Raw genomic sequence first — 18,130 nt, 5'->3', positions numbered from 1 at the left:
CATCGACAGGAACATGCGGACCCGGGAGTGGCAGGTGCGCCGAATCTCATCCGACAATGGCGCGCGCTCCAGCACCGCGGCGTACTCCCCGAACACGCCGTCGCAGGCGGGCGGCAGCCCGGGTGGGGCGGGCGTCCAGACGACGCTTCGTAATCTTCGATCTCGGATGTCGGGACGGGGTGCTCAGCGTCTTGAAGATCCGTCCACCGCCGATACGAGCATCTCGGCTGGGACCGGCACTGTTCCGGCAAACGGGAAAGGGTGTGCAGTGAGTAGTAGGTATGCGCTCGCATTGGAATCGGTGACGAAAGTCTACGGTTCCGGTCGTCATGCGGTCACAGCTTTGAACGGCGTGACGATGGGCGTACCGCACGGGACATTCATCGCGATCATGGGTCCTTCCAGCTCGGGTAAGAGCACGTTCCTGCACTGCGCGGCGGGTCTCGACAAACCCACGAAGGGTGGCGTGATCCTCGGCAATACCCGCCTGGCCGGCCTGCACGAGGAGCAGCTCACCGAGATCCGCCGAGAACGGGTCGGGTTCGTCTTCCAGGCCTACAACCTGCTCGACTCGCTCACCGTCGCCGACAACGTGGGCCTGCCGTTCCGGCTGGCCGGCGCCCCGATCCCCGCCGACCGGGTGCGCGCCGAGCTGGCGAACGTCGGGCTCGCCGACATGGGCGACCGCTACCCCGGGCAGCTCTCCGGCGGTCAGCGGCAGCGCGTGGCCATCGCCCGCGCCCTCATCACCGAACCCGACGTGATCTTCGCCGACGAGCCGACAGGGGCGCTCGACACACGTACCGGCAAGCAGGTCCTGCAACTGCTGCGGGAGGTCGCCGACAAGGCCGGCCAGACCGTGGTGATGGTGACCCACGACCCGGTCGCCGCCTCGCACGCGGACTCGGTGACCTTCCTGGCCGACGGCCGACTGGCCGGCGAGCTCATCGGGCCGACGCCGGAGAAGGTGGCCGACCGGATGACCAGGCTGGGTGAGTGGTGAGCCGCAAGAGCGGGGCCAAGGCGGCAGATCCGCCGGCGCCCAAGAAGGCCAAGAAGAAGGTCCGCACGCTCTCGCGCCGGAACCTTTCGCTGGCCTGGAGCACGATTCGCGGCCGTAAGGGCGGCTTCGCGGCAGTGCTGATCGCCGTCGCGGTCGGCTCCGCCGTGATCACCGCCTGCGGTGTGTTGCTGGAGACCGGTATCGGCTCGGGAGTCCCGGCCGAGCGCTACCACCGGGCGGCGGTGGTCGTGGGCGGCTACCAGTCCATGCCCGTCGAGGGCGATACGGACCCGCGGCTCTCCGAGCGGGTCAGGCTGCCCGCCGACACGGTCGCGAAGGTCGCCGCGGTCAAGGGCGTCGAGTCCGCGGTCGGGGATGTCAGCGTCCGTATGACCGTCCTCAAGAAAGACTCCGTCCTCGACGGCCCGTCCGTGTACGGGCACGGCTGGTCCGCCTCGGTGCTGGCACCGTTCACGCTGCGCTCGGGCACCTGGCCACGAGCGGCCGACGACGTCGTGCTCGACAGCGACATCGCCCAGCGGGCCGGGGTCGCCCCAGGAGACACGCTCACGCTGGTGACCGGATCGAAACCGGGGTCGTACCGGGTCAGCGGCATCGCCGAGCCCGCGGCGACGCTCGACCGGCAGTCCGCGGTCTTCTTCACCGATGATCAGGCGGCGCGGCTCTACGGCACGTCCGGCAAGATCGACGCGGTCGGTGTGCTGGCCGCGAAGGGGACCGATGCGGGCGACCTCGCCGACCGGATCAAGAAGGCCGTGCCCGGCGTGGTCACCTACACCGGCGACGACCGCAGCGACGTCGAGACGCTCGACGTCGGGCAAATGCGGTCGTTCGTCATCGAGGTGGCCAGCACGTTCGGCGCCACCATGATCCTGCTCGTGATCATCGTGGTCGCCGGCACACTGGCCCTGTCGGTGCAGCAGCGCCGCCGCGAGTTGGCCCTGCTGCGGGCCGTCGGTGCCACCCCCCGGCAGGTGCTGCGCATGATCGGCGGAGAGGCCGTGCTCGTGGGCACCATCGGCGCTGTGCTCGGCGCCATCCCCGGCATCTTGCTCGCCATGCTGCTGCACACCGTGTTCGCGGCGGCCGGCGCGCTGCCGCCCGGATTCTCGCTGGTGATCACGCCGCTGCCTGTGCTGTTCGCCGTGCTGATCTGCGTCCTCGCCGCCCGGATCGGCGGCTGGCTCGCGGCCCGGCGCGCCGCGAAGGTCAGTGCCGTCGAGGCGCTCGGCGAGGTGGCCGTGGAACCGAAGAAGCTCGGCTGGTTCCGGCTCTGGCTCGGCGTGCTGCTCGTGGCCGTGGGCCTGGCCGCAGCGATCGTGCTGCCGATCGCGCTGCCCGGTGAGTCGGCCATCGAGGGCGCCGCCAGCTCCGCCCTGGTCCTGGTGATCGCTGTCGGCCTGCTCGGACCGAGGTTGTTCGGCGGCGTCGCGACGCTGCTCGGCCGTGGCCCGGGTGGCGTCACCCGGTTTCTCGCCATCGCCAACTCCCGGGCCCGGGCGCGCCGGCTCAGCGCCGCCACAACCCCGCTGATCATGGCCGTTACCATGGCGTCCGCACAGCTCTTCAGCGGCACAACGCTCGCCGCGACCGCACACGACCAAGCCTCCGACGGCGTGATCGCCGACCACGTGGTCACCTCCGACAGCGCGGGGATCTCACCCGACCTCGCCGAGGCGCTTCGAAGCATCCCCGGCGTCCGCACGGTCGGCCCGGTCGCCCGGACCTCGACGATCCTCACCTGGCCTGATGGCGACAGCATCCAGTACCGGGTCTCCACGGCGCAGGGCGTCGACCCCGCGGCCGTACCGGACACCATGAACCTGGACGTGCTGCGCGGCGACCTGAGCGGTCTCACCGGGTCCACGGTCGCACTCAGCCGCCTCGTCGCCGGCACGGTCGGCGTCGACGTGGACGGCCGCGTCGACGTGCACCTCGGCGACGGCACCGCCGTGAAGGCCAAGGTGGTCGCGATCTACGAGAACGGGCTCGGCTTCGGCGACGTCACGCTGCCCCACGACATGGTCCTCGCGCACACCACCGACCACCTCGACCAGTGGCTGCTGGTGAACTCCGACCCGGAGGCGGACCTGAGCGCGGCGCTGAAGACGTACCCGACGATGAGCGTGCGCGACGCCGGGGCGGTCACCGCCGCACCGACCGATGATGCGGGCCACAGCAGGATCAGTCTCGTGCTCAACGCCATACTGCTCGGCTATCTCGCCATCGCCGTCGTCAATACGCTGGTCATGGCGACGATCTCACGGCGCCGCGAGTTCGCCCTGCTGCGCCTTGTCGGCACCCGCACCAGCCAGGTCCGGTCGATGATGCGCCAGGAGGCGGGCCTCATCGTGCTCTGCGCGGTTGTCGTCGGCACGATCGCCGCGCTGCCGTCACTGATCGGGATGAGCTACGCGATACGCCACTCGGTGTTCCCCTCCATCCCGCCCCTGGCCTACCTCGGCATCGTGCTCGCGGCCGCGGTGATCGCCTGGCCCGCAGTGATGCTGCCGGCCCGGATCGCACTGCGGCCCCCGGCCGTGGAGGCGATCACGCGGCCCGAGTGACCTACGACCGCTGTCGCAGGTGAGCATGGCGAACCGTGGGCGTGATTACAGAGAGCTACTGTGGAGCCGGTGGCATACGGTGCCGCTCTCCATGTCCGTCTGATGTGCACCGAACGGAGTGTTTCCTGCCCGCTACCGCCGCTGACCGATTAGTTGCTGCTTAGGCGCCTCGATAGCCCGGAGTTCGCGCGAACTGAAGGTTCCTCGGGATGAACTGATTGAACCTCATGCTCTATTCGGCGCCCCCTTGGCTTCAGGATTCCCCAGACCGTCCCCTGGATCACCTCGCGCATTCTCGCGCCGTGGAGCGGAACCGGCGGCAATCGTGGCCCCATCCGTGGAGATGAGGCCCACACCCGGCTGATCTTCGGCGATCAGCTGGCAAGCGCCTGCAGCAGACGCTCCCGCTGTTGCTCGGTCAGCCCGCCAACCCGGCGCTTCTCAGCAACCCCCGACACCGCCATCAGCGCCGCGACACTCGCATGCCCGTAACCAGGAACCGCTCGAAGGACCTGCGCCACCCGAGTCTTCTTCACCAGCTCCTCGCCGCTACGGCCGAACACCTCGGCCACGCTGGTCGTTCCGGATCTCATCCCGGCCAACAACGCGGCCGACCGCATCAACCAGCTCCGCCAGGCCCTCGCCAAACTCATCACCAAACACGGCTGGACCACCCGAGACGAACCCCGCTGACCTGCGGCTCAGCGCTTATCGAGAAGTCTCGTTGGAATATGCCCACGACCCCATGACATCTCCTCCTCGCACGGGGCCCGGTACCGGAAGTCGCATCGCGAACGCCGATCTGTGGGCCCTGACCTGTCGTCAAGGAGCGCGTGCCCGGCGACACGCCCCTAGATGAATGAGTCCAAGAGGTCTGGTCGCGTTCAGTGATCGTAGGCGATCAGGGATCGTCTGATCGGCCAGCTGGTCTTGTCGTTGTGCCAGATCACGGTGGTCAGCGCGAGGATCCTGGACGGCACCCGGATGACGACGCCGGCCGGGGTCCTGCCCCCGTGGCGTTCCAGGTCGAGCTGCCCTTTGAAGGTCTGGTTGATCGATTCGATGGTCTGGCGTAGCGGCTTGAACAGCCGCGCTCCGGCCCGCTCGGGTTCGCCCCGGCGGGCCGGTCGCAGCAGACGCAGATCACGCTCGGTCAGCGCGTGCTCGAAGTCCCGCCCGTAGTACTGCCGGTCAGCGATGATCACCTGGCCCGGACGACCGGCCACCACCTCGGGAGCGGCATCCAGCATCCCGAGCAGGGTGTGGCGCTCATCGGCCTTGGCCCCGGTCAGGGCGAACATCACCGGCAGCCCGCCCAGAGTGCACAACAGATGTAACCGCAGCCCCCAGAAATACCGGGAGTGACTGGCGCAGTAGCCGTACTCGGCCCACCCGGCCAGGTCACTGCGCCGGGCGGTGTCGCGGGAACGGCCGCACTCCACCGGGGTGGAGTCGACCACCCACTCATCATCGCTCCACAGCGTGGTATCGGCGGCCAGCACCCTGATCACGTGCAGGACCAGCCCCGATGCCTTCCGTAGCCGTTTGCCGTATCCCGATTGTCCGGGCAGGTAGGGGAACATCCGGCCCAGTTCGGCGTGGGCATAGCGCAGCCGGCGTCGTTCGGAGACGAAGCCCAGCAACGCCGACATGACCGCCAAGGTCACCAGTTCAGCGTCGCTGAGCGTGGGCGCGATACCCGTCTTCGGCCGCCACGGGGCCAGGCCCGGTGAGGCCTTCAGTAGATCATCGACCTTCACGTACCGTGCGGTTGCGAGGGTGTCCAACTTGGTCGTCACAAACTGAGCGTGGACGCCCTCGCCCTATCTCCGCAGCTACGCCTTGGACTCATTCATCTAGACGACAGCCCTGATCGGGAGCCACCGAGCGGCTCACCGGACGGGAACTGCTCACCTACCTGGGGCAGTTGCACGGTCTGGAGGCCGCCGAGGCCCCGCGGCGCGCCGGCGAACTGCTCGCCGTCATGGAGCTCGACGGCCCGGCCGAGCGCACCCTGGTCGTCGCCTACTCCACGGGCATGCGCAAGAAGATCGGCCTGGCCACCGCGCTGCTGCACGGACCGGAGCTGCTGGTGCTCGACGAACCCTTCGAGGCCGTCGACCCGGTCTCCGCGGCCACGATCAAGCAGATCCTCAGGCGGTTCGTCGCGGGCGGCGGTTCGGTGCTGATCTCCAGCCACGTCATGGCGCTGGTCGAGCAGCTGTGCGACACGGTCGGGGTGATGGCCAAGGGCCGGGTCGTGGCCGAAGGACCGCTCGACGAGGTGCGCGGCGGCCGCTCGCTCGAGGAGACCTTCGTCGACCTGGTCGGCGTCGAGATCGGCGGTAGAGAAAGCCTGTCGTGGTTGGTGTCCTGATCCGTATGAAGCTCGCCGTGCTGCGGAACAGCGCGACCGGCGGCAAGACGGCGTGGGTCGCCCTGGGCGGGACCGTCAGTCTCTGTCTGGCCATCGCCAACATCGTCCTGGCGTTCTTCGAGTTCTCACACCCGCGGATGCGGATGGACCTGCTCGCGGTGACCTTCGCGCTGTGGGCTCTGGGCTCTCCGTGGAGGCCGCGGGCCACGGCGACTGGTGGGGGACCGTCGGGCCGCTGGCGGCGCTCGCCGTACTCGTCGCGGTCTTGTTCCTCGTGTGGACGAGGTTGCTCGGTCCGCAGCGGCTCGCCCGCGCGGTGGTGCGCGGGTCCTCGGCGGAGCGGGCGGCGCCGAGGGGCTGGGCCGCGCGCAGCCATCTGGGCGTGCTCTACCTCAAGAAGATGCGCACGTGGTGGCGCGATCCGCTGCGCACCCAGAACATCGCGCTACCCGCCGCGTTCTCGGTCATCACCGCGCTGTTCCCGCTGATGCTCGACTTCACCGGGTTCTTCCCGTTCGTCGGTGTCGCCACCGCGCTGATGGGTGCCGCGACGTGCGCGAACCTCTACGGGCAGGACGGCACCGCGTTATGGATGACGCTGATGCTGCCCGGCAAGGAGAAAGCCGACGTACGGGCCCGGCAGCTCGCCTGGCTGACGGTGTTCGGCCCCATGACACTCGTGATGACGGCCGCGGGTGCGGTCCTGCACGGGGACCTCTTTCTGGTGCCGTGGGCGCTGGCGGCCAACCTCGCCGCACTCGGCGGCGGGGTCGGCCTGCTGGTCTGGATCTCCGTCGTGGATCTCGTGCCGGGGCCGGACCCGCACAGGAGCAAGAACTCGCCGCTGGAGCACGGGGACGTCGTCGGCCAGTCGTTCCTGATGCTCCTCCTGCAGCATGGCCGCCGGCATCCTCGCCCTGTTCCCGCAGGGCCTGGCGCCCCTGGGCGTCAAGCTCAGCGGCTCGGCGGACCGGGTGTGGTTCCTCGCGCTGTACATGCCGGATCCGTGGCAGTGGCCGGTGATCGCGGGCATGATCCTGATCGGTCTGGCGAGCTTCGGCGGCATGCTGGCGGTATACCTCGCCGAGAGCCGGAAGGCGAAGGAGAAGGCGAGGACGGAGCCGAAGGCCCGTGAGGAGGCCCTCCACTCGGGTCCGTGCGATGGGTCCTGAAGTAGCCGTCCGCGAGGGTGGTCGCTGTCGGTGTTCTCACAGACGCGGTTCCGAGAGAGACGATCACCGGCCACCGTGACCTGGTCACGGCCGTGGGTCCGCCCCGGGATGGAGCCACTACGCCTGCGCTTCCAGCGCGACGAGTGTCTGGCGCAGCCATTCCAGCTCCGTCCGTGTGGTTGCCGTCGCGATGGTGAACAACCCCTGCCGGAACGGGTCGTCGAAGTCGGCGGCGCGGAGGGGGCGGCCCTCGTCCCAGAAGAAGCTCGCCGGCTGGGTGAGGAAGCGCAGCCTGCGGCGTAGCACCGCCGCCTGCTGGGCCGGATCGTCCAGGTGGCGCAGAAAGGCCAGCAGGGTGAACCAGCGGTTCTCGTCGGTGACGAACAGCTCATCGGGTTCGCGTAGCCGCTTCAGCAGATCCTGCTTGCCCGCCGCGGTCAGCGACAGCATGTGCCGGGGGGCCGCGACCTGACCGGGCTGCAGCTCGCGGTGCAACAGCCCCGCCGCCTCCATGCGCTTGAGCAGCGGATAGAGCGTGCCGTCGGCGATGGGCCGCACGTGCCCGGTCAGTGCCGCGATACGTCTTCGCAGGTCATAGCCGTGCAACTGCGCGTCGTAGAGGAATCCGAGGACGGCCAGCTCCAACATCGCTCCAGGATACCCTGTTGACAGGATATATCGGCTTCGAGATATCTTGCGGGGCATGCACAGCGCACAGGTCCTTTCCGACGGCTCCCGCATCCGCTGGGTCGAGATACCCGGCGTCGAGCCCGTCCTCGTCTTCGTTCACGGGCTCGGCGCCAGCTCCGCCCCCTACTTCGCCCCGGCAACGGCGCACCCGGCCCTCGCCGGGCGCCGGACCCTCATGATCGACATGCTGGGCTTCGGGATCAGCGACCGTCCCGCCGACCTGGCCTACACCCTGGAAGAGCACGCCGACGCCCTGGCCGCCGCGCTGGACCAGGCCGCGGTGGGCGCGGCGGATGTCGTCGCACACAGCATGGGCGGCGCGGTCGCCGTCACGCTGGCCGCCCGCCATCCGCACCTGGTCGGACGGCTGGTCCTGGTCGACGCCAACCTTGACCCCCTGCCGCCACCGCAGGCCAAGCGGCCGGGCAGCTCCGGCATCGCCGTCTACCGCACGGAGCAGGAGTTCCTTGACCGCGGCTGGAACGAGACCATGGACTTCGTCGGCCCGTTCTGGGCGGCGACGATGCGTCTGGCCGGGCCGGAGGCGCTCTATCGCAGTGCGATGAATCTCCTGCGCGGCACCGTTCCGACGATGCGGGAGAACCTGGAGAAGCTGCCGATCCCGCGGACCTTCCTCTATCCGGCCGGAGACGGCCCGCGTGCCGACGCCGACAGCCTCACCGCCTCCGGGGTCTCCGTCGTGGACATCCCCGACTGCGGGCACAACATCATGGTGGACAACCCCGACGGGTTCGCCAGGGCCGTCGCCCAGGCGCTGAACGAGCAAGCGGTGGCATGCCCAGCCGCCCCGGCCGCCGCCAGGGCCTGAACGGGGTCGAGGTCTCGGTCAGTCCCCCGCCGGCGACCCCCTCCACAGCCGGTGGGCGTCCGCTCGCGGCCATCGGGGCTCCTTCCGACACGTCGAGCCGGAGCGCCGCCAGGAGGCGAGCGCACCTCGTCATGTCCTTTCCTCCTCCGCCTCTTCCTCCGCCGCGTGACGCGGCGACCCCGCAGGCCAGTTCTCCAGCAGGAAGTGGAGGCCGTCAAGGGCCCGCTCCCAGGAGCTCTGCACGGCGCGGGAGTGGCTGAATCCGCCGTTGGCCTCAAGGACGATGTAGCCGTGGAAGGCGCTGCGCAGCAGGCGGCCCGCGTCGGTCAGGTCCGGCTCGACCAGCCTGTATGCGCGTAACATCGCGTGGGTCAGCTCGACGGTGCGGGCGTACACGGTGGACCGGGCGAGGACGGCGGGGTCCAGCTGGACCGCCTGGGTCGCCGCGTAGCGGCCGGGGTGGGCCAGCGCGTAGTCCCGGTAGGCGTTGGCGAAGGCGGCCATGGCCTCCTTCCCCGACCGGCCCGCGACCGCCGCGGCGATGCGGTCGGCGAGTTCGCCCGCGGCCAGCAGCGCGACCCGCTCCCGCAGATCCTGAAGATTCCTGACGTGCGAGTACAGGCTGGCGTCCTTGACCCCGAAGCTCCGCGCCAGCGCGGACACGGTGATGTTCTCGAACCCGACGGCGTCCGCCAGGTCTGCGGCCGCCTTCGTCACGCGCTCAGATGTCAGTCCCGCACGAACCACCCGCCGCCTCCGCTTTTCCTAGAGATTTAAGTGTTTGCCTAATATATCTAGGGAAAGGTAGCGTTCCGCGCCATGAAAGCAGTCACTGAGCAGGACATCCGTACGTCGTTCGTCAACTGCTCCCGGGGAGAGGCCAAGCGGCTGGTGCTTCCGCGGGACCTGGCCGAGCAGCCCTGGGACGACCTGGACTTTTTGGGCTGGTACGACCCCGGCGCGCCGGATCGCGGCTACGTCGTCACCGAGCGCGGCGGCGAACTCGTCGGTGTGACGCTCCGCCTGGTCGCCCGGCAGCGCGGGGCTCTCCACCACGGCATGTGCTCGCTGTGCCTGACCACGCATCCCGGCAGCGGCGTCTCGCTGATGACCGCCCGGCGCGCGGGGCAGGCCGGACGGGACAGCAACTCGGTCGGCGTGTACGCGTGCACCGACCTTGCCTGTTCCCTGTACGTGCGCGGCAAGAAGCTCCCCGACCTGGGAGGGCGGCTCGAAGAATCCTTGACGGTGGAGGAGCGGATCGATCGCACCAGAGGCAAGCTGTCGGCATTCCTGGACAAGGTTCTGGCGTGAACCGGAACCGCGTTGATCGGCCGGCCGGCGGCGCGCCTCCCTTGGCGCTCCACCGGCCGGTACGCCCACCGGGAACCGCTACCTCACAGACTCGGCAGGTAGCTCGCCGGAACTCCCCGCGGTCGTGGCCCCAGCGGCTCGGTGCCCACGCGCGGACGCACGGGCATTCAACGGGACCATCGACACCGCATCAAGAGAAAGAAGATCATCGTGAAGCGCAGCGGATCCGCCGACGAACGGTTCGGAGCGGTCGCAGACGCCTTCTCCCGGAACTTCGCCGAATACGGTGAACTCGGCGCGGCCGTCACCGTGTTCGCCGGTGGACGCAAGGTCGTGGAGCTGTGGGGTGGGGTCGCGGACGGACGGACCGGCCGGCCGTGGACACAGGACACGGCCGTGCCGGTCTTCTCCTGCGCCAAGGGCGTCGTCAGCATCTGCGCCCACCTCCTCGCGCAGGAGGGACGCCTCAAGCTCGATGCCCCGGTGAGCCGCTACTGGCCCGAGTTCGCCCAGCGCGGCAAGGAGGCCATCACCTGCCGCATGGTCCTCGGCCACCGGGCAGGGCTCCCCGCCCTTGACCCGGCGCTCGGCTTCGAGGAGATAGCCGCCTGGACACCGGTGATCCACGCCATCGAGGCGCAGGAACCGCTGTGGGAGCCGGACACGGCATACGAGTACCACGGCCACGTCTTCGGGTTCCTCATCGGTGAGGTCATCCGGCGCATCACCGGGCTCACCCCCGGCGCGTACTTCCGCCGTGCCGTGGGCGAGCCTCTGGGGCTACGGGCCTGGATCGGCCTGCCCGCCGAGGAGATGGACGGCCGCGCCCGGCTCGTCGAGGCCGATGGGCGGCCCCCGATGCCGGGCCCCGAACACCTGCTCACCCGCATCGTGACCATGAACGGCGCGCTGGTCTTCCCCGGCCTCGACGAGCCGCACGGCTGGAACGACCCGGCGTTGCTCGCTCTGGAGCTGCCCGGAGCGGGTGCCACGGCGTCGGCGAGCGGCCTCGCCGGGCTGTACGCGGCGGCCGTGACCGGCATCGAGGGCCAGGAGCGGCTGCTCACACCGGACACCGTGACGGACGCGGTCCGCGAGGTTTCCTCCGGCAAGGGATGGCTGGGCTTCGACGCCGGGGCGCGCTGGGGCTCGGGCTTCCTGCTCGACTCGGCCTTCCGGCCGATGCTGGGGGAACGCAGCTTCGGCAACGACGGAGCGGGCGGGCAGTTCGCCTTCGGTGACGACGAGTTCGGCGTGGGCTTCGCGTACGTCGCCAACCGTATGATCGGCCACGGTGACGCCCGCGCCAACCGCCTGATCGAGGCTGTGCGCGAGTGCCTGTCCGACGGGTGAGCCGCGTGGGGCCTTGCGGGTCAGGATCGGCGCCCCCTCCCCCGGCCTGCCGGCCTTATTGTCAACGTGCCGCTGCTTCCGCAATTTCCGGATTCCGGAAGCAGCCCGCGAGGTGACTTCCGGAAACATGATTCCAGAGATCGCACAGAACCCCGGAACGACTTCCGGAAACACGGGCCGGTCACGGATGGAGCCACGGCGAATTCACGGCCGCCTGGGCGACAGGACGGACCGAAGGGGTTCATGTTCTCCGCCGGACAGGGCATTGAGACGAGACCGGCAACCTTTTCTCCGGACCTGGGCGCCGCCGGCGGCCGGACGGAAACGGCGGAGCCCTTCCACCGGCACGGACGGAAGGGCTCCGCGACAGAGGATCAGCCCGGGGGGAAGTTGCCGTTCTTGGCGACCGGCAGGGCCAGCTGGCTGGCGCCGGTGAGGGTGGCCTGCTCGATCGGGAGGCCGGCGAGGACGGGGTTGATGTGCCGCAGGGTCAGCGAGACCGTGGGCAGGGCCGGGGTGGCGAGGTCGAACTTCTCCAGGTCGATCCACCGGACGATGTTGAACACCGCGGCCGGGATGTTGTCGCCGGCCTTCTGCACCGGGACGCACAGCTGGCGGGCGTAGAGGACCTGCGCGCCGTGCGTGGGGATCACCGGGGTCAGGACAGGGTTGAGCTGGCGCAGCGACAGCTGCTGGTTCAGCGGGTTGTTGGGGGTGATGCCGTAGCACTTGAGGTCGATGTGGCGGACGAGCGAGAGCACCTCGGCGGGTGGGACCACGTTGTTCTTGATGACCGGCACGCACAGCTGCTGCGGGGTGTTCATGGAGATCTGTGTGCGCGGCAGGGTCTGGAACAGCGGGTTGAGGTGGCTCAGCACGAGGCCCGTGGTCACCGTGGTGCCGGAGATCTTGTAGCAGGCCAGGTCGATGTACTTGATGAAGTCGAGCGCGGGCGACGGCGGCACCTGGGTGTTCTTGGCGACCGGGACGCACAGCTGCTCACGCTGGCCGAGGGTGACGGTCTCGATCGGCAGGTTGCTGAGCACGGGGTTGATGTGCCGCACCGTGAGTGTGGTGGCCGGCGGCTGGTACGGGCTGGTCTTGAAGCATTCGAGGTCGAGGAAGGCGGTCAGATCCTTCGGTGTCGGCAGCGCGAGGGCGGCGGCGGGCGGCACGCAGAGAAATGTCACGGCGAGCATCGCGACGGCGGCGGATGCGAGGCGCCGGAGCATCGATTTTCTGCGCCCGTGAATTCCCGTTACGGATCGGTCCATTGCGGCTCCAAAATCTGGGGCAGGCCTACTTGTCACCGAGTGTGTGCCGCCGCAGCCGGACTTACAATATCGTTGACCGTTTTTGTCGTACTCGAAATTCAGGCCGACGGGCCGGGGAATTATCAACAGAAATAAAAGCGTTGCCGGCTCGCCGAAAATCGGAGTACGGCGACTTTATCGAGTGTTTATCAATCCGGTGGCGCAGGTCGTCGGAGACGCGCGCCGAGGCGGGTCGGCGTGAGACTTCCCGGAGTCCGGCACGCGCGACCGGTGCGGGGCCGCCGGACGGCGGCCCCGCACCGCGGCGGGCAGGTCGGCTGCCGCCGCGGGGGCTACCAGGTATGGTCCTCGCGCAGGAACCGCCACAGCCGGTCGGAGGAGTTCTGGTCGCGGTTGAGATAGAGAGTGTTCCAGCTCCCGGGGCCGTGGTAGGTGTCCAGGGTCAGGGCGACCTTGGTGTTGGTGCGGGGGCGGAAGCTGCCCCAGCCGGTGGGCTGGCTGGAGTCGGTCTCCTCCGGACGGCGTGACCAGTCCTGGGCCGCCGAGCCGTTGCAGGTCTTGATGACGACCTGATCACCCGCCGCCGCCGCGGCGGTGGCCGGCTGCAGGCACTTGTTCGCAGCCTCGTTCTTGATGATGTAGTGGCCGTCGTCCTTGACGATGTAGGTCCACTTGGCCGTCCGGTACTTCCAGTTCGGGTGGCGCAGCGAGATCGCCTGCGCGCTCTCGGCGACCGAGTCACCGAGAGTCGCCAGGCGGCTGCCGTCCATCCGGTTGATGAACTCCCGGTTGGTCTGCGGCTCAGCGTCGGCGTAAGCGGTGGCCGGTGCGAGCGCCATCGTCGCGGCGGCCAGCGCCGAGGCGGCGCGGACGGCGCGGATGATCTTCGGCATGCGGAGGTTTCCTTCCGAGTGGGTGAGGACCCGGGGCGGTCGCACCCGGGGAGGGAGTGGCCGGATGCCCGGCCGGTCACCCAGAGTAGTTGATCACTTACTCAAAGCCACTGTCTTTGAGGGGGGGTGTCGCTCGTCCTCGCCGGTCACACCGCTCCGCTGCTCCCCCGGCCTCGGCCCGGCCGCCGGCCGGGCCCTGCCGCCGGCCGATCCGCGACGGGAACGCGCGCGGATCCTCCGGGCACCGTCGACGCCGCCCCGATCGGGATCCGGCTCCGAGCCCCGCTCCGATGATCCACGGGACAGGCACCGGACAGGCGGCGATTCCTCGGCGGCTTCACATGGCGATGCTCAGCCGGCCGGCGCTCGGCCGTGCCGGCGTAGGGCTCGGATCACGGCCCGGATCGAGGGCCGACGGTCGGCGTCGGCGCGCCACACCGCGTAGACGTGCCGGACCAGCCTCGGCCGGACCTCGACGAAGCGGACGCCGCCGGGCGCCGGGTCGCGGCCGAGCCGGGGAATGATCGCCACGCCGAGGCCGGCCGCGACGAGGGCGAGCTGCGTGTGGTGCTCGGCGGCGGTGTGGGCGATGTCCGGCTCGGCGCCGCAGGAACGCAACGTGTGCAGCAGCCAGGCGTTGCAGATCCAGCCGCGGCTCCAGGTGATCCACGGTTCACCGGCGAGTTCCCGGATGTCGACGGTGCCGCGTGCGGCCAGCGGGTGCCCCTCGGCAAGCGCGACGTCCGCGACGTCGTCAAGGAGCGCGGCCCTGCTCAGCTCCTCGGGTAGGGCGAGAGGGTGGTTGAACCAGTCCTGGACGACCGCCACGTCCACATCACCGCGGGCGACCCGCGGCACCGTCTCGTGCGGCTCGGCCTCCTCCAGCCCGACCCGCAACCGCGGGTGGTCGCGGCGCAGGTCCCCCAGGGCGGGCGGGACCAGCCCGCGCGCGGCCGTCGCGAACGCGGCGAGCGTCAGGCGCCCGACGACGGCGCCGCGGTGGGCTTCCAGATCCGCCTCGGCGCGTTCGGCCAGCGACAGCATCTGCCCGGCGTGGGCGACGAGCAGCTCGGCGGTGCCGGTGAGCCGTACACCGCGGCCGCTGCGCTCCAACAGCCGCTGCCCGACCTCCCTCTCCAGCTTGGCCATCTGCTGGGAGATCGCCGAGGTGGTGACGTGCAGGGCGTTGGCGGCCCCGGTGACCGACCCGTAGGTGCCGATCGCATGCAGGATGCGGAGCCGCTCAAGACTCAACATCTAAGTGATACTACGCAACGGTCCTAAGAAAGACTCGCTTGTGCTTCGCGATCGTGAGGCGCCAAGGTACCGGCCATGAACACTTTCCGGATCGGCGGAGACCTGCCCGTGCACCCCCTCGGCTTCGGCGCGATGCGGCTGACCGACTGGGGCCCGCCCAAGGACCTGCCCGCCGCCATCGCGGTCGCGCGGCGGGCCGTCGAGCTCGGGGTGACGCTCATCGACACCGCTGACGCCTATGCCCTGGGGGCCAACGAGGAACTGCTCGCCCAGGCGCTGCACCCCTATCCGCGCGGCCTGGTCATCGCGACCAAGGCGGGGCAGAGCCGCCCGGGACGCGGGCGGTGGAAGCCGCTGGGCCGCCCGGAGTACCTCATCCAACAGGCCGAACTGAGTCTGCGTCGCCTCCGGCTGGAGCGGATCGAGCTGTTCCAGCTCCACCGCGTCGACCCGCAGGTGCCCTTCGCCGACCAGATCGGCGCCCTCAAGCAGTTACGGGACGAGGGCAAGATTCGCCACATCGGGCTGTCGGAGGTCGGCGTCGCCCAGATCGAGGAGGCCCGCCGGACCGTTCCGATCGCCGGCGTGCAGAACCGCTACAACCTCACCGACCGGCGGCATGAGGACGTGCTCGACTACTGCGAGGCCGCGGGGATCGCCTTCATCCCCTGGGAGCCGGTGGCCAGCGGCACCCACGCCGCCACGGAGGGACCGCTCGCGCAGGTCGCCGAGGAGGTCGGCGGCACCCCCGTGCAGGTGGCGCTCGCCTGGCTGCTGGCCCGCTCGCCCGTCATGCTGCCGATCCCGGGCACCAGCTCCGCCGCGCACCTGGAGGAGAACATGGCGGCGACGCGCATCGAGCTGACCAGGGAGCAGTTCTCCCGGCTCGACGCCGCGGGGCGAGCACCCCGGCACGCCGGTCCGGCCCGCTGACCGGCCCCTGCCCCCGTACCGCGATCCCTCGGCGCCTCGACCAGAGGCCCGGGGATCCCCCGCCGCGACGGCGGCAACAGCCCGTACGACGTGCCGTGCGGGCGGCCCGGTAGCGCTTTCGGCGGCGCGGGCCGCCGGCCGGACACCTTCTCGGATATTGAACAAGCGCCCGCTTTGGTCGATCATGTCAGTGATCACTCGGAGAGAGGTGCGCGTCCCGTGGGCCGACGACTGCTGTCCCTGCTGGTGATACTCCTGTTCCCGCTCACCCTGGCGGCGCCCGTCCAGGCCGCCCCCGAACCCCCGCCCGGCGTCGTCGTCGGGCAGCAGGACGGTCGCGGGGCGGGGGCGACGCCGAAGGTTCCCGCCGTCGGCGAGACCCGGTCGGGCGGGCATCTGGTGAAAACCACGACGCCCGCGCCGCAGCGCACCGAGGGCGGCACGGGCGCCATGGCGCGGGCGACCCCGAGGGCCGGCACCGCCGCCGCGTTCAACGAGTCCTACGGGGACGACCAGTACCTCACCGCGCCGACGCAGTGGTGGACCGTCAACGGCTGGACGATCGAGCAGATCTACGACTACGCGCAGAGCCAGGGCGCGCGGGTCAGCGACATCGCCCACCAGCCCGGCACCCAGCTCACCTTCACCGCCACCCTCGTCAAGAACGCGGGCGCCTACTGGGTGCGGTCCTGGGGGCTCTACTACGGGCTGACCGACCAGGGCGTGGTCGGCCTGGCGAACTACACCGGCACCCGGCCCGCCTCGGTCGCCCGCTACTGGACAGCGGACGGCTGGCGGTTCGCCGTCGCGCTGGTCGACAACACCGGTGACGGCGCCCGGCCCTGGTGGTGGTACTACGGCGACACCTCGTTCGTGCTCGCGCAGCAGCAGGCCACCGGCGCCCGGCCCGTCAAGCTGCGGCCCTTCGACGCCGGCGGCGGCGCCCGCTGGTACGACCTGCTGATGACGGGCTGGAGCTCGCAGCAGTTCTGGTGGTGGCTGGGCGGCAGCGACGCCCAGATCAACAACCTGGCGAACCAGAACGGCGCACGGCTGGTGGACGCCGCCCGCAACGACGACGGCACCTTCAACGCGATCATGTTGCGCAACACCTCCGGCCCGGGGCCGGGCTGGTGGTACGGCCTCGGCCACGACCAGCTCAACCTCAAGACGCTGCGCAAGGGCGCCCGGCTGATCAGCGCGCAGGGGTACGTCGAGAACGGTCAGACGCTCTTCGTCGGCGTCATGACCCGGGAGGTGACCGGCGCCGACCAGGCCCGCGCCATGGTGCAGAACACCATGCTGCACACCGCCTGGCTCAACGGCACTTCGGCGATCGCCGAACTGTCGGACGGGACGCTCGGCACATTCCAGGCGTACTACGGCGACGTCTCCGGCATGGACGTGCGGGTGCGCGTCGCGAGCGTCTCGAAGACCTTCGCCGCCGCCGAGCTGCTTCGGCTGGCCGCCGCCGGGAAGGTCTCGCTGGGCGCGCGCGTCTCGCAGTACCTGCCCGGCGTGACCGGTGGCGACCAGATCACCCTGCGGAACCTCCTCCAGCACACCAGCGGGCTGTACAACTTCACCGACGACCTGCCCTCCTTCGGGACGACGATGACGCAGGGGTTCACCAACCAGCAGTTGCTGGACATCGTGAACCGGCACGCGCGGCTGTTCACCCCGGGCTCCCGCTACTCCTATTCCAACAGCAACTACCTGGTCATCGGCATGATCATCGAACGGGTCAGCGGCCGGACCTACCCCGACCAGATGAGCCGTGACCTGATCGGCCCGTTCGGGCTGACCGGCACCTCCGTCCCCACCGACACCGCGATCTCGTCGGTGCGGCTGCGCGGCCACTGGTGGAACCCCGCCACCTCCACCCGGGTCGAGACCACCGGCCAGAACGCCTCGCGCTGGGCGGCGGGCGGCCAGATGGTCTCGACCATCCCCGAACTCAACCTCTTCTACAAGTATCTGCTGGTCGGGTATGTGACCGGGGCGAGCTGGCTCAACGAGATGAAGAGCAACCTCGTCTACACCGGCGAGGGCTCCAAGTGGGCCGGAATGGGGATCTTCCGGACCACCTTGAGCTGCGGTAAGAACGTCTGGTGGCACGACGGCCGGGTCCCCGGCTACCGGACGTGGTCGGTGCACTCGGAGAACGGGCAGCGCAGCCTGAGCTGGGCCTACTCGGAGGGATCGGCCAACCCGGTCAACTTCGACGACGAGTTCATCGACAACGTCTTCTGTCTCCTCTGACGACCCCCTCTGAGGATGTCTCCTCTGGCGGCGCCCGTCGATGCCCGTCCGTGTTCCGCGACGGGTGCGGGGGCGTCGCCCGGCCCCGGGGAACAGCCGGAGCCGGCGGAGCCGAGCCGTTCGGCCCTCACCCACGCGATCATCCGGTCATGGTCCATGTTCGGCTGTGGCGGCGAGTGGGGTAC

At 69.8% G+C, this 18,130-nt stretch carries 15 protein-coding genes and 1 pseudogene; 9 read left to right on the top strand and 7 right to left on the bottom strand.

All coding sequences use genetic code 11. The features are described 5' to 3' along the window. The first annotated feature begins 268 nt into the window (after positions 1-268). Together SROS_RS21405 and SROS_RS21400 are read left to right on the top strand one after the other, a co-directional pair. Positions 269-1,003 carry an ABC transporter ATP-binding protein gene (locus SROS_RS21405; RefSeq protein WP_012891029.1) on the top strand — a complete coding sequence of 245 codons (735 nt, stop codon included), beginning with the start codon at positions 269-271 and terminating at the stop codon, positions 1,001-1,003. Further along, on the top strand, positions 997-3,591 hold the full coding sequence (locus SROS_RS21400; RefSeq protein ID WP_218919889.1) for an ABC transporter permease: 2,595 nt from the start codon (positions 997-999) through the stop codon (positions 3,589-3,591). The genes SROS_RS21405 and SROS_RS21400 overlap by 7 nt, the downstream gene beginning before the upstream one ends. Before the next feature lie 374 nt (positions 3,592-3,965). On the opposite strand, the gene mihF is transcribed toward SROS_RS21400, so the two are convergent. After that, entirely contained in the window at positions 3,966-4,211 is a 246-nt protein-coding gene (gene mihF, locus SROS_RS21395; RefSeq protein WP_281048016.1) for an integration host factor, actinobacterial type, read from the bottom strand. 264 nt (positions 4,212-4,475) lie between these two features. After that, on the bottom strand, positions 4,476-5,390 hold the full coding sequence (locus tag SROS_RS21390; protein ID WP_012891026.1) for an IS982 family transposase: 915 nt from the start codon (positions 5,388-5,390) through the stop codon (positions 4,476-4,478). Between the two features lie 86 nt (positions 5,391-5,476). Here SROS_RS21390 and SROS_RS21385 point away from each other — a divergent pair. Both SROS_RS21385 and SROS_RS21380 read left to right on the top strand, forming a co-directional pair. Further along, positions 5,477-5,968 (top strand): annotated as a pseudogene (locus tag SROS_RS21385) (AAA family ATPase); the annotation flags it as partial. 172 nt (positions 5,969-6,140) lie between these two features. Continuing rightward, positions 6,141-7,103, top strand: coding sequence for a hypothetical protein (locus SROS_RS21380; RefSeq protein WP_043652535.1), 963 nt, complete (start codon positions 6,141-6,143; stop codon positions 7,101-7,103). A 154-nt stretch (positions 7,104-7,257) separates the two neighbouring features. Here the strand turns inward: SROS_RS21380 and SROS_RS21375 are convergent, their stop codons facing one another. Next, the gene (locus tag SROS_RS21375) at positions 7,258-7,788 is read right to left on the bottom strand and encodes a PadR family transcriptional regulator (RefSeq protein ID WP_012891025.1); all 531 of its coding nucleotides are present in this window, start codon (positions 7,786-7,788) and stop codon (positions 7,258-7,260) included. Positions 7,789-7,843: 55 nt separating this feature from the next. Between SROS_RS21375 and SROS_RS21370 the strand changes: the two genes are divergently transcribed. Further along, positions 7,844-8,659: an alpha/beta fold hydrolase gene (locus SROS_RS21370; RefSeq protein ID WP_012891024.1), complete on the top strand. Its 816-nt coding sequence runs from the start codon at positions 7,844-7,846 to the stop codon at positions 8,657-8,659. 129 nt (positions 8,660-8,788) lie between these two features. Here the strand turns inward: SROS_RS21370 and SROS_RS21365 are convergent, their stop codons facing one another. Then, a complete protein-coding gene (locus tag SROS_RS21365) occupies positions 8,789-9,406 on the bottom strand; it encodes a TetR/AcrR family transcriptional regulator (RefSeq protein WP_012891023.1) in 618 nt (205 codons plus the stop codon). A gap of 72 nt (positions 9,407-9,478) precedes the next feature. On the opposite strand from SROS_RS21365, the gene SROS_RS21360 reads away from it, so the two are divergent. Together SROS_RS21360 and SROS_RS21355 are read left to right on the top strand one after the other, a co-directional pair. Further along, positions 9,479-9,973, top strand: coding sequence for an FBP domain-containing protein (locus SROS_RS21360; protein WP_012891022.1), 495 nt, complete (start codon positions 9,479-9,481; stop codon positions 9,971-9,973). Between the two features lie 210 nt (positions 9,974-10,183). After that, on the top strand, positions 10,184-11,326 hold the full coding sequence (locus SROS_RS21355; RefSeq protein ID WP_012891021.1) for a serine hydrolase domain-containing protein: 1,143 nt from the start codon (positions 10,184-10,186) through the stop codon (positions 11,324-11,326). A 374-nt stretch (positions 11,327-11,700) separates the two neighbouring features. Here the strand turns inward: SROS_RS21355 and SROS_RS21350 are convergent, their stop codons facing one another. From SROS_RS21350 to SROS_RS21340, 3 genes are all read right to left on the bottom strand, one after another. After that, complete coding sequence (locus tag SROS_RS21350) at positions 11,701-12,558, bottom strand: hypothetical protein (protein ID WP_169369330.1); 858 nt, start codon at positions 12,556-12,558, stop codon at positions 11,701-11,703. Between the two features lie 374 nt (positions 12,559-12,932). Next, positions 12,933-13,493 carry an RICIN domain-containing protein gene (locus SROS_RS21345; protein ID WP_012891019.1) on the bottom strand — a complete coding sequence of 187 codons (561 nt, stop codon included), beginning with the start codon at positions 13,491-13,493 and terminating at the stop codon, positions 12,933-12,935. Between the two features lie 351 nt (positions 13,494-13,844). Beyond that, positions 13,845-14,750, bottom strand: coding sequence for a LysR family transcriptional regulator (locus tag SROS_RS21340; RefSeq protein ID WP_012891018.1), 906 nt, complete (start codon positions 14,748-14,750; stop codon positions 13,845-13,847). Between the two features lie 75 nt (positions 14,751-14,825). On the opposite strand from SROS_RS21340, the gene SROS_RS21335 reads away from it, so the two are divergent. Together SROS_RS21335 and SROS_RS21330 are read left to right on the top strand one after the other, a co-directional pair. Then, positions 14,826-15,683, top strand: coding sequence for an aldo/keto reductase (locus SROS_RS21335; protein WP_012891017.1), 858 nt, complete (start codon positions 14,826-14,828; stop codon positions 15,681-15,683). A 219-nt stretch (positions 15,684-15,902) separates the two neighbouring features. Continuing rightward, positions 15,903-17,945 (top strand): serine hydrolase domain-containing protein, encoded by a 2,043-nt coding sequence (locus SROS_RS21330; protein WP_012891016.1) that lies wholly within the window; start codon positions 15,903-15,905, stop codon positions 17,943-17,945. Positions 17,946-18,130 lie beyond the last annotated feature (185 nt).

Origin of the sequence: Streptosporangium roseum DSM 43021, assembly GCF_000024865.1 — a bacterium.
GTDB classification, from domain to species: domain Bacteria; phylum Actinomycetota; class Actinomycetes; order Streptosporangiales; family Streptosporangiaceae; genus Streptosporangium; species Streptosporangium roseum.
The sequence above is the reverse complement of the archived record's forward strand: the minus strand, read 5'-3'. Positions and strand labels throughout refer to the sequence as shown.